Source organism: Amphritea atlantica (assembly GCF_900111095.1).
Lineage (GTDB): Bacteria > Pseudomonadota > Gammaproteobacteria > Pseudomonadales > Balneatricaceae > Amphritea > Amphritea atlantica.
In genome coordinates, this window is sequence record NZ_FOGB01000001.1 from 563907 (window position 1) to 582504 (window position 18598).

Consider the following 18598-nt stretch of genomic DNA (forward strand, 5'->3'; position numbering starts at 1 on the left):
TCAGGCTATTGACCGTAGCTTTGTGCCTGACAGGTTTCCAGCACTTCTACAGGGTCGTTGAGCGAGATGAGACCATGGTTTAGTGGCACCAGGTTTTGCCCGAAGTGGGCTTCTCCGTCAGTGCCCCTGCGGTACTGTTTTAAGACACTCAGAGGTTCCCGGTCGGTGTTGCGCTCCAGCGTTTCCGGATCGGTGGTGGTGAGAATACAGCGGCCGCAGGGTTTTACGACTTCAAACTCGACTTCTCCTATTCTGATCCGCTGCCAGCCATCTTCAGCGTAGGGGGCGCAATTATTGACAACCAGGTTGGGACGCATCTGCTCCATCCGTACTGTGCTTTTACAGCGTGTATTGAGGTCGCTCAGGGATGCTTCAGAGATCAGTAGCAGCGGATAACCATCAGCAAAGGCGACCTGATTCCCGGGTCGGCGGCTCACCGGGCGGCTGGATTGCGGGCCAAAAAAATAGAGTTTGCAGGGGCGTTGCAGATATTCATTGAACCACTGTGCAGCTTTATCACCGCAGCACACCGCATCGATGCTGTCCTGCCATACGCGGATGCTGTGGTAGGGGCCACTGAAGGCTGCATATTCAAGGTGAAGAGGCTCAACCCCCGGTGCTGTCAGCAGAATGCCCTCTGGCAGCAGAGCGGTTTTAACCCCCAGTAAGCGGGGCTGAGTTCTGGCGGTTATAAATTTGCCGTTGTCATCGCAGAGCACAAACTGCCGGTCAAACGCCAGCCCGGTATCCGTAACGGCGCTTCGGCTCAGAGCGACCGGTGCGGTCGACTTAACCGGATAGATGCTAATCTGAGTCAGTTGAGGCTGATCAGGCTGAGCTTTTATAGACTGAGTTTGTAAAGATTTAACTTGAGTCGGCGGTAATGTCATCCCTTGATCTCTCTTTTTCTGTCCTGGAGGTTAACATGGGCGGTATTTAATGGCTGAACAGAGCGAAGCGTAACGCTTGTACATCATGATTGGAATTATTTCGCGGATTATTTGCGCTATAGTCTAGTCCGACAAACAGGGTAAAACGAGGCACAGATGGACATAACCCCAGAAAGACTGCAGAAGCTGGCTAATATGAAGATGCCGTTTGGGAAATATAAGGGCCGGATACTGGTGGATCTGCCGGAGCCCTATCTGGTGTGGTTTGCTGGGAAGGGCTTTCCTGAAGGGGAGATCGGTATTCTGCTGCAGATTCTGTATGAAGTGAAACTCAACGGTCTGGAAGACGTTCTCAGGCCCCTGAGAGCGTCATATTAATATGATCACCCTGATTCAGATCTAACCACTACGCTTGTCGGGGTGAAGTTGCTGCCCCGACATTTGTCGCTCATACTTTCTGTAAACGTAATCTGGAGATGCTGATGAAATTCTTAACGGTTTTACTCGTCTCGTCACTGCTTGCATGTTTGCCGGTAAGTGCCAACGCAGCGTCGGCTCAGGAGATTGACGCTAAAGTTAATCAGACGTTGAAGGAGTTCTATCATCATAGTCCGGCGGGAAAAGAGCTGGCCAGAAAAGCGGTTGGCGTCTTGGTATTTCCCGATGTGATTAAGGCGGGCATGGGAATTGGTGGAGAGTATGGCGAAGGTGCGCTTCGGGTGGGTGGTAAAACAGCCGCTTATTATAATGTTGCATCCGCTTCAATCGGTTTCCAGCTGGGGGCACAGATTAAATCAGAAGTACTGCTGTTTATGAGTCAGGAGGCACTGGATAAATTCCGCAACAGTGATGGCTGGGAAGCGGGGGTGGATGGCAGTGTGGCTCTGGCGACTGTGGGAGCCGGTGGGCAGATAGACTCAAATACAGTACAGCAGCCTATCATTGGTTTTATCTTCTCCAATAAGGGGTTAATGTATAATCTCAGCATTGAAGGTTCGAAAATAACCCGTATCGATAGATAGGACGATTTTTAAAATGCGTATAGCCCCGTTATTGAGTGTTTTGCTGACAGCTACTGTTATAGCCGCATCGCCCGCGGTATTGGCTAAGAAAGCTGAGAGTGCTGGCAGAGACGAGTCCGGGGGATATCACCGGCAGGAGCACAGCGTCGAACAACACGACCGTCAACGGAATGAAAATACTGTGCGGCACCGCACCTTTAGTGATGATGAGCGATATCGGATTCGTAACTTTTATCAGCAGCGTGAAGAGAATGAACAGCGTGAGCGTCAGCAGGGAAGTCAAGGTAAGTATCAGTCAAAACATGCGCAAAAAGATAAGCAGAAACCGATACCTCAGGGACTGGAAATGAAGCTGCAGCGTGGCGGAAACCTGCCTCCCGGCTGGGAGAGTAAAGTTGTGCCGGGTGATCGCCTTGATCGCGAACTTTACCGTCAGTCCGAACCATTGCCTGATGATCTGGACAGAGCTATCGGGCGGGTCGCTGGTGAGGAAAACCGGCGGCTTGGCAATAAGGTGATCAGAGTGCTTGAGGGTGATGCCACCGTGATCGATGTGATTGATATACTGGATGCCAGCGGCGTTATGGAGTAAGCCTTAAGATGACCCCCGCGATTCAATTAGCCAAACGGGCTAAAGTGAAGTTCACTGTCCATGAATATCAGCATGATCCTGCTTGTGAATCATATGGAGAGGAAGCGGCCAAAGCACTTAATGTTTTACCGCAACGGGTTTATAAAACACTGATGGTGGCTGTTAATGGCGATAATCGACAGCTGGCGGTTGCGGTGGTACCGGTGGCTGGGCAGCTGAACCTGAAAGCGGTAGCCAGTGCGTTAAAAACAAAGAAAGTGAGCATGGCTGATCCGCAACAGGCGCAACGCAGCAGCGGTTATCTGGTGGGAGGAATCAGCCCGCTGGGACAGAAAAAATCGTTACCAACCCTGCTGGATGATTCCGCCGGGCAGTTTGAAACCATCTTCGTCAGTGCCGGGAAACGGGGTCTGGAGATCGAGTTGCGTCCCGCCGACCTGTTGCAGCTGACCCGGGGATCAATGGCGGAAATCGGTCGTTAGGCTGGCATAGCTCTCTCCAGGCCGGCCACTATTTGCGCTGCTTAACGTTACAGATTGACGTTGTAGCTTGATGTTGCGATTGACGTTATAGACAGCTCAATAAAAAAGGCCATCAGAGATGGCCTTTTTTTGATCAGTCAGAATGTTATCCGGCTTTTTTGTGCTCAATATACTCATGAGCTTTGCGTCCCGGCTTAAACTGGGCGGCTTCTAAATTATGCTTGTTCAGCAGTTTATAAAAGTCGGTCCGGTTGCGCTGGGCAATTTTGGCCGCCTGGGTCACATTGCCAGCAGTGATATGCATCACTTTGGTCAGATAGCTTCTCTCAAAACTGGATCGAGCCTCATTAAAGGAGGGGATTACCCGGTCCTGATTGGCAATCGCCTGATTGACCAGTCCTTCGCTGATGATCGGCGCGCCAGACAGGGCGACGGTCTGCTCAACCACGTTCTCCAGTTGACGCACATTGCCGGGCCAGGCCGCCTGAGCAAGGATATGCAGCGCTCCGGGAGAGATTCCCTTAACTTTAGGATTGTGTCGTTTAGCCGACTGCTCGACAAAGTAGCGGGCCAGCAAAGGTATATCTTCAGGGCGATCCCGCAGCGGCGGCAGATCCAGGTTAACCACATTGAGGCGGTAGTAGAGGTCTTCGCGAAACTCGCCATCCTCCATCGCCAGCTCCAGGTTGCGGTGGGTTGCTGAGATTACCCGGACGTCGATCTCGATGGAGCGGGTTGAGCCCACCGGACGAATGGTTCGCTCCTGAATGGCGCGTAGCAGCTTAACCTGGAGTGTCGTGGGCATATCACCAATCTCATCCAGGAACAGCGTGCCCCCTTCAGCAGACTGAAACAGACCTTCATGCTGCGTGACCGCCCCGGTGAAGGCCCCTTTTGCATGGCCAAACAGCTCGGACTCAAGTAGTTGCTCTGGCAGTGCGCCACAGTTAATCGCTACAAAGGGCTTGTCGCAGCGGTCGCTGGCATTGTGGATCGCCTTTGCCATCAGTTCCTTACCGGTACCGCTGGGGCCGGTGATCAGAACGCTGACATTGGATTTAGCAACCCGTTCAGCCTGGCTGAGACGTTCATTCATCAACGGGCTCTGGGTCACAATAGCACTGCGCCAGCTATCATCCTGCGCGTGTGCCGAATCCAGCGCCGAGTTGATTGTGGTGAGCAGTTGCTCTTTATCGATAGGTTTGGTCAGGAAACCGAAAATACCTTTCTGAGTTGCTTCAACGGCATCCGGGATAGAGCCGTGAGCTGTAATGATCACTACGGGCAGGGCCGGGTGGTCTTCCTGAATCGCTGAGAACAGTGCCATGCCATCCATTCCGTCCATGCGCAGATCGCTCAGAACCAGGTCGGGTGTCTCATGTTTGATCCGTTTCAGTGCTTCTACGCCTGAATTAGCAGTATCAATGATAAAGCCTGAGGCACTCAGGCGTAAGCTTAGAACTTTAAGGATACCCGGATCATCATCCACAATAAGGATGCGTTGCTGAGTAGACTTCATAGATTTTCTCCTCTCTGCCTTTCTATCGAGACAGATCATTCTCAATGCGAGTCAATGCTTCTATCTGCTGCCTGAGCTTGTCCCGTTCGGCGGACAGCGCTTTGCGCTCAAGGTCAGCGGTATTCAGAGCACGTTGTAGCGTCATAACTGCCTGGGTGTACTGGTAGCGCACCAGCAGGTATTGCTCTGCATCACATTGGGGTGTTTTATCCAGATCAAGCTGTTCAAACAGCTCAATGGATCGTTTTATCTGGGCCGTAGTGTTATCGGGCTGACTGAGAAGCATGGCCTGGATAATTACCTGATCTTTATCTGCTGCTTGTTTAAGCATAGCGGCTTTTCCCTCAGGCCGGGATTGTTGGTATTGCTGCTCCAGTATCATCCATTCACCTATATCTCCTGCGATACAGGTAAAGCCGTTGTCTGGCGTCGGCAGAAATTGCTTTATCTGGCAGCCACCAAGCATCATAACTGTAAAAACAACTAACAGCGTTTTACTCATCTGAAGCGTGTCCTTGATTCGGTATACTTATCATAAAACTAACATAACCATCCTGATTGCTGTGAAGTTCAAGATTACCGCCCATCGCTCTGATTGCTTCCCGGGCGATGCTTAAGCCTATTCCGGACCCTTTGACCGACCCCTGTCGCTTGTTTACCCCCTGATAGAAGGGGTCAAAAAGTTGTTCTAGGTCTGTTACCGGTATCTCTGGACCCGTATTGCCGATCTCTATTTTAAGGGTTTCATCCTCTTGCGTCAGGGTAATCTTCAACAGACCATTCTCACTACCGTAGACCGACGCATTGGAGATCAGGTTGCTCAAAGCGCGTTGTAATAATCCTTTTTCGATCCCCCAGGGAATGTCCTGCTTTGGCAGTGTGACCTGGATCTGTTTCTGTTTGAGCAGCAACTGATGGGATGACAGAGACTCTTTGATGACAGGCAGGATGGGTTGAGTCTGAAGCTCATGTTCACCTCCGTGCTGCAATCGGTTGTAATCCAGTAGCTGTTCAATCAGCGACTGCAGAGAAAGGCTGTTTTCCTGCATCAGGGTGATGATTTCTTTTTGATTTTCGGTCAGGGGCCCCGCAAGCTCTTCAGCCAGGAGATCCGTACCCTCTCTCAGTGTAGTCAGGGGGGTTTTTAATTCATGGGACATATGCCGTAAAAAAGCCTGTTTTTCCTGCTCAAGCAGCTGCAGGTGGGTTTCCAGCCATTCCAGTTGCTGATTCAGTGCCAGAAACTCTTTAGGCCCATTGAAGGGTTCTGACATGTCTAACTGGCCATGACCTAAGGCTTTGATTCTCAGCATCAGCTGTTTGACTGGCTGAGTTATCCTGATACTGAAAAACAGGATAAGAATAGTGGACAGCGTTATCAGCAAACCGGCCTGTAGCCAGAGCAGATTCTGCTGCTCTTCAGCTTTGGCATTGAGAAACTCCAGCCGCTGATCAAGCTTCTTGCGGGTGTCGTCGTAGAGTGTCTGGGTCAGAGGCACCAGCTCGGTGACTTTTTCTCCGGTGGTTTTATCCAGAGGTAGCTTTTCAAGCTGAGTAATCAGGGCAAAGATCGTTTCAATATTACCGGAATCGATCAGAAAACTGTGCAGTTGCAGCAGCTCTTTATATTCAGAAAGCTGCGAGCGAAAACGCTCCTCGATCTCGCTTTTTTTCAGAACTTCATACTGTCGGGCTGAACGGACAAGATCTCCCGATAACTCTCGAAGATGCTGGCTGCGGCTGAAAAAATCGAGAGCTTCTTTGGCGTGCTCGCGTCCCTGGCGAGACAGTGTCACCATCGAGTCGGTAGCCTGATAGATAAGAATTCCCAGCGGTGCAACCACCAGAACAAACGCCAGAACCACCAGCTGCATCAATGATCGGGTTTGCAGCGAAGAAACCTTTCCAGTATTCAAGTTGTTTATAGCGTGACGTTTCCTTAACAGTTGTTGCTCATCAGATAATTCTCAGTGCTGTCAGCGTCAGAATATTCCTCAACCCTTTGATCTCTTCCTGCAGAGGCTGAATCTCTTCCCGGTTCAGAACCCCGTCATTGTTGATATCCAGTTTATGAAAACTGTTAACCAATGATGGATGACGGCGCATCTCTGTCAGTGAAACCTCATTGTCACGATTCCTGTCCAGCGACTCAAACATCGACAGTGAACGGGTTCGCTTGACCGGTGTCTTATCTTTAGGAAGCTCAGAACGTATATGTTCAATCACTTCGATATTGGATAGTCGTTCCAATGATCTTTCAGGCTCAGCCTGGACCAGTGTTGCAGTGAAGGTCATTGACAATAGTATAGTTGCTACGCGCATCTCTATCTCCCGGAAATTGCTAGTTGACAGCTAATAAGCAATTACCGGGCCTTGATGTTAAAATAGCATATAAAACAAAAACTTATTTTATAAATAGAACCCTTCAGCCAGTTATAGTATGAACTAACTTTAGCAGATTGTCTCTTAAAAGAGACTCGTAAACAGCTAAAGTTCATCAAATGTTTATAAAACAATGACTTAGATGGTTATGAATTTAAGACAGGGGGGGCTGAGCCGATAAAACTATTGCCCTCTGGTTCCTGTAGAACCGGATTGCTTAAACGGCCAATACCTTCGATCTCTATGGTGACCTGATCCCCAGGTTTCATATATCCCCTTGGCTTCATTTTCACACCGACTCCGCTACAGGTTCCGGTGGCGATCACATCCCCGGGTTTCAGGGTGCAGACGGCGGACAGGGTGGCAACCAGTTGATAGCAGTTGAAGATCAGATGGCGGGTGTTGGAGTGTTGCCGGAGTTCATCATTCAGCCAGGTTCTGAGTTCCAGGTTGTGTGGCTCCAGGCTATCGGATGTTACAATCCAGGGGCCCATAGGGCCGTGGCTGTCAAACGATTTCCCCAGAGTCCAGGTGGGGGATTTGATCTGCCAGTCCCGTACGGAGACATCGTTGACGATGGTATACCCGGCAATCGCCCGGGGAGCATCCGCAACACTCACGTTGCGACAATACTGTCCAATCACCAACGCCAGCTCGCCCTCATAATCCAGTTTGTTGGACAGATTGGGCCGATAGATGGGCGCACCAGGATCGGTGACGCAGCTGGACTGCTTATTGAACAGGGTTGGAAACTCCGGCGTTTGCAGGCCCGTTTCCGCGATGTGATCAGCATAGTTGAGGCCTACCCCGATAAACTTTTCCGGCTGTGGTACAGGGGCCAGCAGAGTAACCTGGTCCAGATCCAGTGCTTGATGGGCGCTTTCTTCAATCGTTTCCAGAAGGGGCCGTAACTCATTCAGTTGGCAGAGTAGTTCAGTCATAGAGCCTGAACATAACGTGCTGGGTATAGGCGTTATATGTTGCTCTGTTACTATACCAAGCTGTTGTTTTCCTGAATAAAGAAATCGTGCGAGTTTCATGAAGAGCGGTTCCTGATTATCTGCAAACGGAGGGACATTGTAGCAGAGCTTATCGACAGAGTTCAGTTGTAGTAACCCTTTCAGATGCGACCGTTGCAGAGTATGCTAAGGGCCGCTTATTCACCAATGAATTGCCTGACCGATGATCCGAAAACTCTTCAAAATAACTGTTCTTATGACGCTAATCTCGCTGGTCGGGTGCGCGGTGGAAAAGACTCAGCCTTTTCCGTCGCAGATCGCTCTTCAGAATCTGGCCGGAGTGGTGGTTGAACGGGCAGGTGCTTTATGGTTTCAGCCCTGCAATGAAAGGCTATGGTGGCCGGTTCAGGATAACACTGCTCAGCAGGAGCTGACCGCTTTCTACCGAAAGTTTACTCTGTTACGCAGTGAGGCGCTTTATGTCGAGTTGATTGGAGGCACTGATCCGCAACAGGATAATATGCTGCGGGTGAAAACCGTGGAGACTGTCGGTGGCACTGCGCAAACCTGTAATTTTCGTCTCGAAGGTTTGCAGTACAGAGCAGCCAGCAGTGACCCTGTCTGGGTAGCTGATATTATGGCGGATCAGGTGATTGTGAAGAGTGTCACCCCGGCCGGTAGCTATCGTTTTCGTACCGCAAATGAAACCGGAAAGGATTCCCCCGCAGACCGTGATACATTAACCCGTTCGAGAGGCACGGCAGAAGACAGCGAGTCCACAGCGGTGCAGCCAGATTCAGCTGTTGTTGCGGTATACCGTGAAACCCAGCCGACAAAGCGACCGCTAGAAATAAAAATTCTTCAGCGTCGCTGCAACGATGCGGCAACCGGAACGGTGTTGCCTTTTACTGCAGAAATGCGTTTTTTTGGCCGCCTCTACAGGGGCTGTGCCAGAAAAGGGCATCCTGTCAGTAGTGAGATCTACGGCTTTTACTGGTATCAGCCACCGGGCAGGGCGCAGGTGATGTTTAAGCTTTCTGCGGATCAGCGGGTACAGCTGGTAACCCGGGATGCCGGGGGCAAAACCGTGGCGGAGCGAGGCCGTTGGCAGTATCTGCAATCGGGTAAGCTGATATTCAGTATGCGCGACGCAGCCCAGCAGGAATACCTGATGTTGTTCAGTCGGGAAGCCGATGGCCAGTTGGTATTGCAAACCGGTTCAGAACATCTGGTCAGCTATGGGGCGACATTTAAATTGTGGCGGCCTTCCGGGCTCAGTGGTGGTCAGCTGCTGAGTAATCTGCCAGCCACAGCGAAAGGCATTGAGCCGGGTGCTTCCACTGACTATATGGTGCCTGAAACAGCGTCCGGTGAGCAGCATCAGGCTTCGTCATCCCTGATGCAGTCGCCAGAGACTCAGTCAACAGTGAAACCGTCGCTGCTGACCAGTCCTCAGGTGCAGGCCGCTGATATTGATGATGAGCTGTTGCATGAGATTATTGTTAATGACGCTGCCGCAGGCGCTGAATAAGTGGCTCTGGCGATTCAGGATAATAGCTTCAGTAGCAGGTCTTTGGCCTGGTTGATCTCTGCTGCCAGATAATCGCTGCCGCCGCGGTCAGGGTGAAGCTTTTGCATCAGTCGGCGGTGCGCCTCAATCACCTCTTCTTTTGAAGCACCCGGCTCAAGCCCAAGAATCTGGTACGCCCTGTCACTCTCTGATAGTTCCGAGTTGTTGCTGTTCTGGTCTGCGGTGTCATCTTTGCGCCAGCTATCGCCAAAACGCTTGTCCAGATAGGTCTCAAGCAAGCGGGCAGACTGCTTATCGGTTTTACGGCAGTAGTTGAGTAGTTCGATAAACTCCGACTCACTCAGGGTTGCCAGTTGTCTGCCCTGCAGAGGGCCTTCAATGACTTCCCCCTCAAGGGAGCCGCTATCGTGATCCAGCCGCATCTTCAGAATACGGCTGTTGACTTCAGAACGGTTGGCGCCACCCTGCTGTTTAGATTGGTAGTGCCGGAAGAGTTTTCCCAGCAGAGGAAACAGGGGAATAAAACGGCGGACGAATGGCAGGGAGATAGCCACCAGCGCCGCAATCCAGTTAAGCTTTCCCGTGACCAGCAGATAGAGGAGTGCTGCCATGATAACCCCTGCCAGCAGCATCAGGTTGGCTTTGCGCTGATCCGCAGGGGATTTGCGGCGCAACCAGAGAATCCAGCCCAACAGGATTAATCCGAGCAGTATAAGAACGATTGGGTTCAAGAGGCTGATCCTTGCTATTTAAGCTGGTGGGTGAGTTGCAGTATATCGGGGTGGCCTTTTTTGGCATATTCGAGCAGGGCCCGACGTCCTCCGGTGGCATATATCGCTACTGCACTGAGCAGTGCTTTCAGGGTGGCTGCACTGCTATTATCAAAACGGCAATATGCGCCGCCTGATAACCTGCTCATCTGTTTAAAAGCATGGGCGGCGGTGATGTCATGTCCCTCCTGAAAAATAAACAGAGGGGTCGAGTGGATACCGAGCTGGCCCGCCAACTGACAGAGAAAGTCTACCGGTTCTTCAACGCAGTCTCCGATAAAAATGATCGCCTGAACCGGTTGCTGCCGGGTCTGTTTCAGACAGTGTTCCAGCAGTCGGGCTATCTGGGTATGGCCTCCGAGGCACTTAACACCGTTCATACGGTTGAGCAGACTGTTGGTATCCTGCAGCCAGGGACTGGCGCTGAACTGGTTCATTCCGCCATAGTGGCATAGCTGGATCGAAAGCTGTCCCAGCTCCCGGGTTTGCAGAAACATCTCACTTTGCAGATGACAGGCATGATCCCAGGTCCTTTCGCGACTGGCGGTGGCATCCAGAGAGAAGATAAGCCGGGCATCACCGGCGGCAGGCACGGCGAGTTGTTGTGCCTGTTGCAGAAACTCTTCAATATCCTGATCACTGGAAACCGTAGTCAGAGGGTGTTTTTCTCTCATATAGTGTCAAACCTGATGTTTTGATCGAATAACGCTGTTCTCCCTGAAAGTCTGGCAGAAAAAAAGGGGCCTTGCAGCCCCTTGTTGTATTGAATATCGAATGGGTTAGTTGATATCACCAATATAACGGGCTCTTTTTTTCGCTTTAAGGTAATCCATATCCACCAGAACCAGCCCATCTACACAGAAATTAAAGTCGGCATCAACGCCAAAATCGAGGAAGCGAACGCCGCCCTCTTCACAGACATCGGCATACTGCTTGTAGAGGGTAGGGACCGCGCAGTTGAGGCAATCCATCTGCTGCTTCAGTGTTTTGAAATCCTCTTTATAGTTGCTGCCGCTGAAAAGTTTTTGCAGATCGGCGATGGTCTCGGGTTTCAGTGAGTAGGGGGTGAACGACTTTCCCAGGTTATCCCGATCTGGAAAATACAGACTGTAGAAAAACACCAGCAGATCCCTGGCGTGTTGTGGATAGCTGTTACTCAGGCTTACCGGACCAAACATATAGCGGACTTCGGGGTGACGTTTAAGATAGGCACCGATGCCATACCAAAGGTAATCAAGGCTGCGTTTGCCCCAGTACTTAGGCTGTACAAAGCTACGTCCCAGCTCGATACCCTGTTCGAAAAATTGCTGCATAGCGGGACTGTAATTAAACAGCGTCGAGCTGTACAGCTGATCATCTTCACTGTTATTCATCTTCCAGGCCTCCGCCAGGCGGTAAGCGCCGACGATCTCCAGCTCCTCTTCATCCCAGAGGATCAGGTGGCGATAGTGGGAGTCGTAGCGATCCAGATCGAGCTTTTCTCCGGTACCTTCGCCGACACAGCGGAATGAGACTTCCCGAAGCCGGCCGACTTCACGCATGACGGCTGAATCGGCCTGATAATCGAACAGATAGATGCGCTTGCCGTCTGCGGTCTCCCCCAGCAGTTCGGATTGCTTGAGCTCTTTTTTCAGCGCTTTACGGTCCTGTGGATGGGCAATGGTCTTTTCAGTTTTGAACAGTGGGCTCTTGCCTCTGGCCAGACGGTACAGGTGTTTGCGTACCATCTTGCTCTTTTCCACCCCGGACACCGGGAGTTTATCCAGTTGGCTGTAGGGGATCGGTTCGCCCACTTTAAACTTGAGATTCATGGCGTGTTTGTTAAACATCTCTCTTGGCAGCAGAAGTGCCGCCAGTGCCCGGTTGATACCGGAGATGGTATAGAACAGTGAGGAGTTCTTGCCGCCGATGAAAATTGGCAGGATAGGGCTGTTAGTCTTTTTGGCAAAGTGCAGAAAGCCCTGATTCCAGTTGCTGTCTTTTATGCCCGTGGCTCCTGCCCGGGACACCTCTCCCGCCGGAAACACAATCACCGCTTCCTCGTTATGCAGGGCGTTGTTGATATTGGCAATATCCTGTTTGCGGGTTGCCCGGTTAAGGTTGTCGACTGGTAGCAGCAGAGGGTTTAACTGTGAAAAGGATGACAGCATATCGTTGGCAACAATACGTACATCCTTGCGGATCTCGCCAATCATTTTTAGCAGTGCCAGACCGTCCAGAGCGCCCAGGGGGTGGTTAGCAATAATCAGCACCCGGCCACTGGAGGGAATATTCATCAGATCTTTATTGGACAGGCTGTAGGTGAAACTAAAGTAGTCCAGTACCCGGTCTATAAACTCGAACCCCTGGCAGTTATGGTTTTCCTCAAGAAATGTATTCACCTCATGCTCATGGAACAAGCGGCGCAGCATAAACAGCGCTGTTTTTCGGATAAGCGCGGGTTTTGAGGCAAATGAGGGATATTTTTCGGTGATGACCTGTTCGACGTTGATCACGTTGTCTGACCTTTCCTATAACTGTTCACATGTGCAAGTTATGTGATCTTCGTGACAGTTGGTTGGCAGAAAGGTGACTATCTGGTTACAGCCGATCAGGTCGATGGTATTCAGTTCAGATTATGGGGCGCACTAGTCGAACTCAAGAGACTCCTTCCAGAGGTCGCGGTCTTCTGTCCTGCGGCCATGATTCTTACGCCGATTCGCTTCAAAACGGATCTCATCGCGCCGGTCAAGAGTGCGTCGACGGTCCTTACCCGATCTTCGCTCGGGTATTATTCGTTTTGGTTGTTCGTGGCTATTGGTATGATCTGTTTCCATCTATAGGGCCCTTTTTGTATTACTCCTTCAGCTTAGAAGATTTTTTCGCAAATTCGAGTTCCGAATGATTTGCTATCGCACCTGTTGTTGACGGAGGCAGAGGTTTTTCTGGTTGTTTTCTTGACGTTAAGCCCGTTAATCTTCTAAATTAGCAGCTGAAATTTTTAAGCTTCACGCACATCTAAGGGAATAGACGCATTATGGACAACCTTAATACGACATTTGCTCGTCGGCTTTTCATCTCCCATCTTATTACCACTGTTGATCGCCCCAGCGTACCTGTCCTGATGGAGAAAACAGGCTGGCCCAGACGTACCATCCAGGATGTTATTAAAGCGATTCCCGGTATGGGGGTTAATATCTACTTCAAGCAGGATGGTCGACGCAATAATGATGGTTATTATGTTATCGACCACTGGGGCGCAATTAATCCGGACTGGTTGAGTCAGAATATCGATGATGTGAAGAGTACGCTGAACTTTAATTAACTGTTTTTTTGTACAGTATTTCGTAGTAGGCTTAGGAAAACGCATTCTAACCGCGTTAATCCGGGCCTGGCAGTGACAGAGACACTTCAACGAAAAATTATCCATTGCGACTGTGATTGCTTCTTTGCAGCCGTAGAGATGCGCGACGACCCCTCGCTCAGAGAGATTCCGCTGGCTATCGGTGGCTCCTCTGAGCGTCGGGGAGTGATCTCTACCTGTAACTATCCCGCCCGGAAATTTGGTATTCACTCCGCTATGGCAACTGCCCACGCGCTCAAGTTATGCCCCGCGCTGAAGGTTATTCCCGGCAATATGGAAAAATACCGTCAGGCCTCCGCTGCTATTATGGCGATCTATGAGGACTATACTGATGTGATAGAGCCATTGTCGCTGGATGAAGCCTATCTTGATGTGACTGGGACAACGCTAAAGGGGGGGAGTGCTACCCTGATCGCCCGGGAGATCCGCCAGCGGGTTAAGGACACCGTTGGCATCACCATCTCCGCCGGTGTTGCACCAAATAAGTTTATCGCCAAGATTGCCAGTGACTGGAATAAGCCGGATGGTCTCTGTGTGATTACACCCGATCAGTTGGAATCTTTTGTGCTGCAGCTTCCGGTGAAGAAAATCTATGGTGTGGGAAAGGTCACTTCAGCGAAGTTACAGCAGATGGGGATCGAGACCTGTGCTGATCTGCGAGCGTTGAGTATGGCCCAGTTGGTCGATCGTTTTGGCCGCTTTGGTAAGCGGCTCTATGAGTTGAGCCGGGGTGAGGATGATCGCCCTGTACGAACCAGCAGAGAGCGTAAGTCGATCAGTGTCGAACACACATTCTCTGCTGACCTGCCCGACATAGCCAGTTGTCTGGAACAGTTGCCAGTGATGCTGAATGAGCTTGAATCACGCTTTAAGCGGCATTCAGATCAGCGGGAGATAGCGGGCGGGGTGATTAAACTGAAGTTTGCCGACTTTACCCAGACTACAATGGAGCAGAGTGGCACTGAGTGCTCGTTGGCGCTCTATCAGCATCTGTGCCGTGAAGCCTGGGAACGGGGCAAGAAAGCGGTGCGGCTGATTGGTGTGGGTTATCGCCTGAAACCAAAGAATTCGCAAATGGCGGTCCAGCTGAAGCTGATCGAATAATATCACTGGCTTAATATCACAGGCTTGGAGGAGACTCAGATGGCTAAGGCAGACGAGGAAGGCCTGGTTTCATCCGGCACAATGTTTACCGCGCCATTGATTGGTCGCCTGGAGCAACTGCATGCCGATCCGGCGTTTCGCGATGATCACCATGCGCTTTACTGTTGCCGTCTGGCGCTGGATGCATTAGAGCAGGGGAACTATGGTGTGGCTGCGATTCTGACGGATCCCCAGGGAGAAGTGGTGGCTCAGTCGGAAAACCAGGTATTCAGTGCCGCACATGACAGCAGTGATCGCAGTCGCCAGGGTTTTAGCAGCAGGGCCCATGCTGAGATGCTGCTGATCGATCAGTTGGAAGATAACCTGATAGCACATCTGCCTCAACAGCTGACAATGCTGGTCTCTCTGGAACCCTGTCCGATGTGTCTGGCGCGGCTGCTGTTATCCGGTATTGGTTCAGTGCGGTATATTGCAGCGGATTCGCACGGCGGGATGTTGCACTGTGTTGATAAGCTGCCGCCAGCCTGGCGAAACCTGTCTCAGCTACAAACCCACTATCAGGCCCATGTTTCAGAACCGGTACGTCAGCTCGCTACCGATATCAGTTCAGCCAACCTTCCTGTATTGCGAGAGAAGCTTTTAAAGCATATCCGTCCCTAAACCTGTTTTGTGCAAATGCACAATGCTATAATCGCGCTTTTTTTCCGTCCGCTCTCAAAATCAGGAAAAGTGTTCTCCTATGCTGCAGTTGATTTATAAACGTTCTCAAAGCATGAAATCCGATGTCTTGTCTGGTCTGACCGTGGCGCTTGCGCTGGTGCCGGAAGCCGTGGCTTTTGCTTTTGTTGCCGGGGTTGAACCCCTGGTCGGTCTGTATGCGGCTTTCATGGTGGGACTGATCACCGCAACCATCGGCGGGCGGCCTGGGATGATCTCTGGTGCAACCGGAGCGCTGGCAGTGGTGATGGTCAGTCTGGTAGCGGAACATGGCATCGAGTATCTGTTTGCCACCGTGGTGTTGATGGGAATTTTTCAGATTCTCGCGGGTACTTTTCGTTTGGGGAAATTTATCCGCATGGTGCCCCATCCGGTCATGCTGGGGTTTGTAAACGGCCTGGCGATCGTTATTTTTCTGGCTCAGCTGAAGCAGTTTCAGGTTGCCGATGCAGACGGGGTGCTGGGATGGATGCAGGGACAGCAACTGGCTATCATGCTGGGTCTGGTGGTGCTGACAATGGCAATTATCCATTTTTTGCCCAAGTTAACCAACGCCGTGCCCTCAACGCTGGTGGCGATTCTGGTTGTCACCGGCGTCGTGATCGGTCTGGATATTGATTCTGCCCGTAGCGTGCAGGATGTGCTCGCGGATATGACCGGTAATCCCGCGGCAAGCATTGCGGGTGGTTTGCCACAGTTTCATATCCCCATGGTGGATATCAACGCAGAAACCCTGAAAGTGATCGTGCCCTATGCATTGATTCTGGCTGCCATCGGTCTGATCGAATCGCTACTGACGCTGACACTGATCGATGAGATCACCGAAACCCGGGGTCGTGGTAACAGAGAGTGTGTCGGCCAGGGGGTGGCCAATGTGGTCACCGGTTTCTTTGGCGGAATGGGCGGCTGCGCTATGATCGGTCAGAGTATGATCAATATCGGTTCTGGTGGTACTGGCCGGGCCTCAGGTATCTCTGCGGCTCTGTTCCTGCTGCTCTTCATTCTGGTGGGGTCAAGCTGGATTGAGATGATACCGGTGGCGGCACTGGTCGGGGTGATGTTTATCGTGGTGATTGGTACCTTTGAATGGGCCAGTATCAACCTGATGCGTAAGATTCCACCCTCTGATGCCATTGTGGTAGTGACGGTGACGGTGGTGACAGTGCTTACCGATCTGGCGATTGCAGTGATTGTCGGCGTGATTGTGTCAGCCCTGGTATTTGCCTGGAAGCACGCCAAGCATATGCGCATCGATACCAGTATTGAACAGAACGGCTTCCTCAAGGTTTATAAGCCCCATGGGCCATTATTCTTCGGTTCTGTTCAGGCGTTCCGGGATAATTTCACCCCTAAGTTTGATCCTCAGGAGGTGATTATCGATTTCGCAAACTGCCGGGTAATGGATCATTCCGGTGTTGAGGTGATCGATTCGCTGGTGGAGCGATATGAGAAGGCTGGTATCGATATCCATATTCGCCATCTGAGTAATGAGTGTATCCGTCTGCTTGAAAAGGCGGGCAGTGCTGTTGAGATCAACCGGGAAGAAGACCCCGACTACAAAGTGGCTGATGACAAGCTGGGATGATCTGCCACTTGTTATCTCCTGAAAACCCGCGACAATAGTCGCGGTTTTTACTTTAAGTGGATTTGAGAATGGATATTGGACTGATTGTCGCCTTTATTGCGCTGGGAACGATTGTCGGCTTTCTTGCGGGCCTGTTAGGCATCGGTGGAGGACTGGTGATGGTGCCGGTGCTGACATCCCTGTTTATCTGGCAGGGGATTCCTCAGGAGCAGGTGGTGCATCTTGCTCTGGGTACCTCGATGGCATCGATTGTGATTACCTCGATCTCCAGTATGCGTGCCCACCATAAAAAGGGAGGGGTGCTGTGGCCGGTAGTAAGACTTATCGCGCCGGGGATCGTGACCGGAGCGTTTCTGGCGACTTTTCTGGCTTCGGTACTCAGCTCGGCATCCCTTGGGATATTCTTTGCCTGTTTTCTGGTGTATGCGTCGGCTCAGATGTTTCTGAATATCAAACCTAAACCTTCGCGAAATCTGCCGGGCACGCCCGGGCTGTTTGCTGCCGGTAGTGTAATTGGCAGTATCTCGGCATTGGTTTCTATTGGTGGCGGGACGCTGACCGTACCCTATCTGAGCTGGCACAATGTTGATGTAAAGAAAGCGATTGGTACCTCTGCGGCCATCGGTTTGCCAATTTCAGTGGCAGGCTCCATTGGCTATCTTGTCAATGGTTTATCAGCAGATCTGCAGATCGACTACGTGTTTGGGTTTATCTATCTGCCCGGTGTCGTGCTTATCTCAATGATGAGCTATTTTACAGCGCCTGTGGGAGCGCATGTTGCCCATCGGTTACCAGTGCCGGTACTCAAGAAAGTATTTGCAGTATTACTACTGGGGCTGGCAATTAAGATGATCAGTTCAGTTATCTGATGCATTGGCCACAGAGCCGCACAATAGAGAAAGCGCTTTACTGTGGCGGATGCTAAGAACCGGTATCCGGTGGGCTGCAAAGTCTGCTAAAGGGCAAGGACTAAAAATTTCAGACATAAAAAAAGAGCTTCAGGTCCCTGAGCTCTTTTTTTAAACTGTGCTTGCTTAGCTGCCCTGTATAAAACAGGTCCATACTGTAACCTCTTCGCAATCCCGGAAGAGGCTTCCCATCCATGGAAATTTTCTGCGAAATACCAGTCAGCGTCCTGCCGATAGGTCATGTCCATATCGCGTTTATACTGCCATGTCCCCCAGCCTGTTCTTCAAGTCCATGAAGAGCGTCGATCCAACGCGGATAAGTATCGCTATATTGTGGTCGTGAGAATATAGGAAAAAGTCTTAATTTTGGCTTGAATGGGAGGCTTACCTGTCTAAAAGGGGCGTCATTGTTCAGTACTTGATTCAGATCAAGGTTTGGCGGTTAACGCCGTTTGCTCAAAAATGATGCCCGACCAGCCATGCACCATAAAATTACGGATGTTACCGTGATCGCTGCCCTGGGGATTCTCAAGTACATCGTTGTGATAGAAGCGACCAAAGCAGTTCAGGGTTTGCTGCTCTGACAGTCCATTCAAGCGGGCGAAAGCAAAGATTTTGCAGGAGCCTTCATTGGTGCCGGCTTCATTCACCAGTTCGCCATTGGTGAAGCGGGCCGGTGTGTAGTCGTAGTTTGCTGCGATAGTCGCCATTGTGTCTTCAAAATCAAAACGACCACTGTCATCAAGTTGCTCAAGAAACTGCTTAAGATCCATTCGGTATTCCTGTTGATTACT

At 51.0% G+C, this 18598-nt stretch carries 21 protein-coding genes; 10 read left to right on the top strand and 11 right to left on the bottom strand.

The genetic code is table 11. The features are described from left to right. Positions 1–5: 5 nt before the first annotated feature. Positions 6–890, bottom strand: a complete 885-nt coding sequence (locus BMY09_RS02555) for an MOSC domain-containing protein (protein WP_091353480.1) — start codon at positions 888–890, stop codon at positions 6–8. 156 nt (positions 891–1046) lie between these two features. Here BMY09_RS02555 and BMY09_RS02560 point away from each other — a divergent pair, with 156 nt between their 5' ends. The 4 genes from BMY09_RS02560 to ybaK all read left to right on the top strand — a co-directional run bounded on the left by BMY09_RS02560 (position 1047) and on the right by ybaK (position 2986). After that, positions 1047–1268 carry a DUF3820 family protein gene (locus BMY09_RS02560; RefSeq protein ID WP_091353483.1) on the top strand — a complete coding sequence of 74 codons (222 nt, stop codon included), beginning with the start codon at positions 1047–1049 and terminating at the stop codon, positions 1266–1268. Between the two features lie 104 nt (positions 1269–1372). Further along, complete coding sequence (locus BMY09_RS02565; RefSeq protein WP_175483418.1) at positions 1373–1912, top strand: BPSL1445 family SYLF domain-containing lipoprotein; 540 nt, start codon at positions 1373–1375, stop codon at positions 1910–1912. 13 nt (positions 1913–1925) lie between these two features. Continuing rightward, entirely contained in the window at positions 1926–2504 is a 579-nt protein-coding gene (locus tag BMY09_RS02570) for a hypothetical protein (RefSeq protein WP_091353487.1), read from the top strand. An 8-nt stretch (positions 2505–2512) separates the two neighbouring features. Beyond that, the gene (ybaK, locus tag BMY09_RS02575) at positions 2513–2986 is read left to right on the top strand and encodes a Cys-tRNA(Pro) deacylase (protein ID WP_091353490.1); all 474 of its coding nucleotides are present in this window, start codon (positions 2513–2515) and stop codon (positions 2984–2986) included. Between the two features lie 145 nt (positions 2987–3131). Here the strand turns inward: ybaK and BMY09_RS02580 are convergent, their stop codons facing one another. From BMY09_RS02580 to BMY09_RS02600, 5 genes are all read right to left on the bottom strand, one after another. After that, a complete protein-coding gene (locus BMY09_RS02580; RefSeq protein ID WP_091353491.1) occupies positions 3132–4505 on the bottom strand; it encodes a sigma 54-interacting transcriptional regulator in 1374 nt (457 codons plus the stop codon). Positions 4506–4527: 22 nt separating this feature from the next. Further along, positions 4528–5007 carry a hypothetical protein gene (locus tag BMY09_RS02585; protein WP_091353494.1) on the bottom strand — a complete coding sequence of 160 codons (480 nt, stop codon included), beginning with the start codon at positions 5005–5007 and terminating at the stop codon, positions 4528–4530. Beyond that, positions 5000–6421, bottom strand: a complete 1422-nt coding sequence (locus BMY09_RS02590) for a sensor histidine kinase (protein ID WP_139203120.1) — start codon at positions 6419–6421, stop codon at positions 5000–5002. Before BMY09_RS02590 ends, BMY09_RS02585 begins: the two co-directional genes overlap by 8 nt. Before the next feature lie 40 nt (positions 6422–6461). Then, positions 6462–6827 (bottom strand): EF-hand domain-containing protein, encoded by a 366-nt coding sequence (locus BMY09_RS02595; protein WP_139203121.1) that lies wholly within the window; start codon positions 6825–6827, stop codon positions 6462–6464. Between the two features lie 206 nt (positions 6828–7033). Beyond that, a complete protein-coding gene (locus BMY09_RS02600; protein WP_338024138.1) occupies positions 7034–7828 on the bottom strand; it encodes a fumarylacetoacetate hydrolase family protein in 795 nt (264 codons plus the stop codon). A 304-nt stretch (positions 7829–8132) separates the two neighbouring features. On the opposite strand from BMY09_RS02600, the gene BMY09_RS02605 reads away from it, so the two are divergent. Beyond that, the gene (locus tag BMY09_RS02605; protein ID WP_139203122.1) at positions 8133–9377 is read left to right on the top strand and encodes a hypothetical protein; all 1245 of its coding nucleotides are present in this window, start codon (positions 8133–8135) and stop codon (positions 9375–9377) included. Between the two features lie 14 nt (positions 9378–9391). Here the strand turns inward: BMY09_RS02605 and BMY09_RS02610 are convergent, their stop codons facing one another. The 4 genes from BMY09_RS02610 to BMY09_RS02625 form a co-directional block, all read right to left on the bottom strand. After that, positions 9392–10108 (bottom strand): DnaJ domain-containing protein, encoded by a 717-nt coding sequence (locus BMY09_RS02610; RefSeq protein WP_091353511.1) that lies wholly within the window; start codon positions 10106–10108, stop codon positions 9392–9394. A 14-nt stretch (positions 10109–10122) separates the two neighbouring features. Next, positions 10123–10821 (bottom strand): hypothetical protein, encoded by a 699-nt coding sequence (locus BMY09_RS02615; RefSeq protein WP_091353513.1) that lies wholly within the window; start codon positions 10819–10821, stop codon positions 10123–10125. A gap of 105 nt (positions 10822–10926) precedes the next feature. Beyond that, the gene (olsF, locus tag BMY09_RS02620) at positions 10927–12642 is read right to left on the bottom strand and encodes a bifunctional ornithine lipid synthase OlsF (RefSeq protein ID WP_091353516.1); all 1716 of its coding nucleotides are present in this window, start codon (positions 12640–12642) and stop codon (positions 10927–10929) included. Between the two features lie 132 nt (positions 12643–12774). Next, positions 12775–12963 (bottom strand): hypothetical protein, encoded by a 189-nt coding sequence (locus BMY09_RS02625; RefSeq protein ID WP_091353519.1) that lies wholly within the window; start codon positions 12961–12963, stop codon positions 12775–12777. A gap of 200 nt (positions 12964–13163) precedes the next feature. Here BMY09_RS02625 and BMY09_RS02630 point away from each other — a divergent pair, with 200 nt between their 5' ends. The 5 genes from BMY09_RS02630 (at position 13164) to BMY09_RS02650 (ending at position 17765) form a co-directional block, all read left to right on the top strand. Beyond that, entirely contained in the window at positions 13164–13451 is a 288-nt protein-coding gene (locus tag BMY09_RS02630; RefSeq protein WP_091353522.1) for a helix-turn-helix domain-containing protein, read from the top strand. Positions 13452–13517: 66 nt separating this feature from the next. Further along, entirely contained in the window at positions 13518–14594 is a 1077-nt protein-coding gene (gene dinB / locus BMY09_RS02635) for a DNA polymerase IV (RefSeq protein WP_376787866.1), read from the top strand. A gap of 39 nt (positions 14595–14633) precedes the next feature. After that, positions 14634–15254 carry a nucleoside deaminase gene (locus BMY09_RS02640; RefSeq protein ID WP_091353528.1) on the top strand — a complete coding sequence of 207 codons (621 nt, stop codon included), beginning with the start codon at positions 14634–14636 and terminating at the stop codon, positions 15252–15254. Positions 15255–15333: 79 nt separating this feature from the next. Continuing rightward, entirely contained in the window at positions 15334–16896 is a 1563-nt protein-coding gene (locus tag BMY09_RS02645) for a SulP family inorganic anion transporter (protein ID WP_091353531.1), read from the top strand. A 68-nt stretch (positions 16897–16964) separates the two neighbouring features. Beyond that, positions 16965–17765, top strand: a complete 801-nt coding sequence (locus BMY09_RS02650; RefSeq protein WP_091353534.1) for a sulfite exporter TauE/SafE family protein — start codon at positions 16965–16967, stop codon at positions 17763–17765. A 467-nt stretch (positions 17766–18232) separates the two neighbouring features. Here BMY09_RS02650 and BMY09_RS02660 read toward each other — a convergent pair whose 3' ends face one another. Beyond that, positions 18233–18577 (bottom strand): HopJ type III effector protein, encoded by a 345-nt coding sequence (locus BMY09_RS02660; protein WP_091353538.1) that lies wholly within the window; start codon positions 18575–18577, stop codon positions 18233–18235. Between the last annotated feature and the right edge of the window lie 21 nt (positions 18578–18598).

Bases quoted from the DNA above. Each gene is read 5' to 3' on its own strand.
- BMY09_RS02555 (WP_091353480.1), bottom strand. From the start codon at position 890: ATGACATTACCGCCGACTCAAGTTAAATCTTTACAAACTCAGTCTATA.
- BMY09_RS02560 (WP_091353483.1), top strand. From the start codon at position 1,047: ATGGACATAACCCCAGAAAGACTGCAGAAGCTGGCTAATATGAAGATG.
- BMY09_RS02565 (WP_175483418.1), top strand. From the start codon at position 1,373: ATGAAATTCTTAACGGTTTTACTCGTCTCGTCACTGCTTGCATGTTTG.
- BMY09_RS02570 (WP_091353487.1), top strand. From the start codon at position 1,926: ATGCGTATAGCCCCGTTATTGAGTGTTTTGCTGACAGCTACTGTTATA.
- ybaK (WP_091353490.1), top strand. From the start codon at position 2,513: ATGACCCCCGCGATTCAATTAGCCAAACGGGCTAAAGTGAAGTTCACT.
- BMY09_RS02580 (WP_091353491.1), bottom strand. From the start codon at position 4,505: ATGAAGTCTACTCAGCAACGCATCCTTATTGTGGATGATGATCCGGGT.
- BMY09_RS02585 (WP_091353494.1), bottom strand. From the start codon at position 5,007: ATGAGTAAAACGCTGTTAGTTGTTTTTACAGTTATGATGCTTGGTGGC.
- BMY09_RS02595 (WP_139203121.1), bottom strand. From the start codon at position 6,827: ATGCGCGTAGCAACTATACTATTGTCAATGACCTTCACTGCAACACTG.
- BMY09_RS02600 (WP_338024138.1), bottom strand. From the start codon at position 7,828: ATGACTGAACTACTCTGCCAACTGAATGAGTTACGGCCCCTTCTGGAA.
- BMY09_RS02615 (WP_091353513.1), bottom strand. From the start codon at position 10,821: ATGAGAGAAAAACACCCTCTGACTACGGTTTCCAGTGATCAGGATATT.
- BMY09_RS02625 (WP_091353519.1), bottom strand. From the start codon at position 12,963: ATGGAAACAGATCATACCAATAGCCACGAACAACCAAAACGAATAATA.
- BMY09_RS02630 (WP_091353522.1), top strand. From the start codon at position 13,164: ATGGACAACCTTAATACGACATTTGCTCGTCGGCTTTTCATCTCCCAT.
- BMY09_RS02640 (WP_091353528.1), top strand. From the start codon at position 14,634: ATGGCTAAGGCAGACGAGGAAGGCCTGGTTTCATCCGGCACAATGTTT.
- BMY09_RS02645 (WP_091353531.1), top strand. From the start codon at position 15,334: ATGCTGCAGTTGATTTATAAACGTTCTCAAAGCATGAAATCCGATGTC.
- BMY09_RS02650 (WP_091353534.1), top strand. From the start codon at position 16,965: ATGGATATTGGACTGATTGTCGCCTTTATTGCGCTGGGAACGATTGTC.
- BMY09_RS02660 (WP_091353538.1), bottom strand. From the start codon at position 18,577: ATGGATCTTAAGCAGTTTCTTGAGCAACTTGATGACAGTGGTCGTTTT.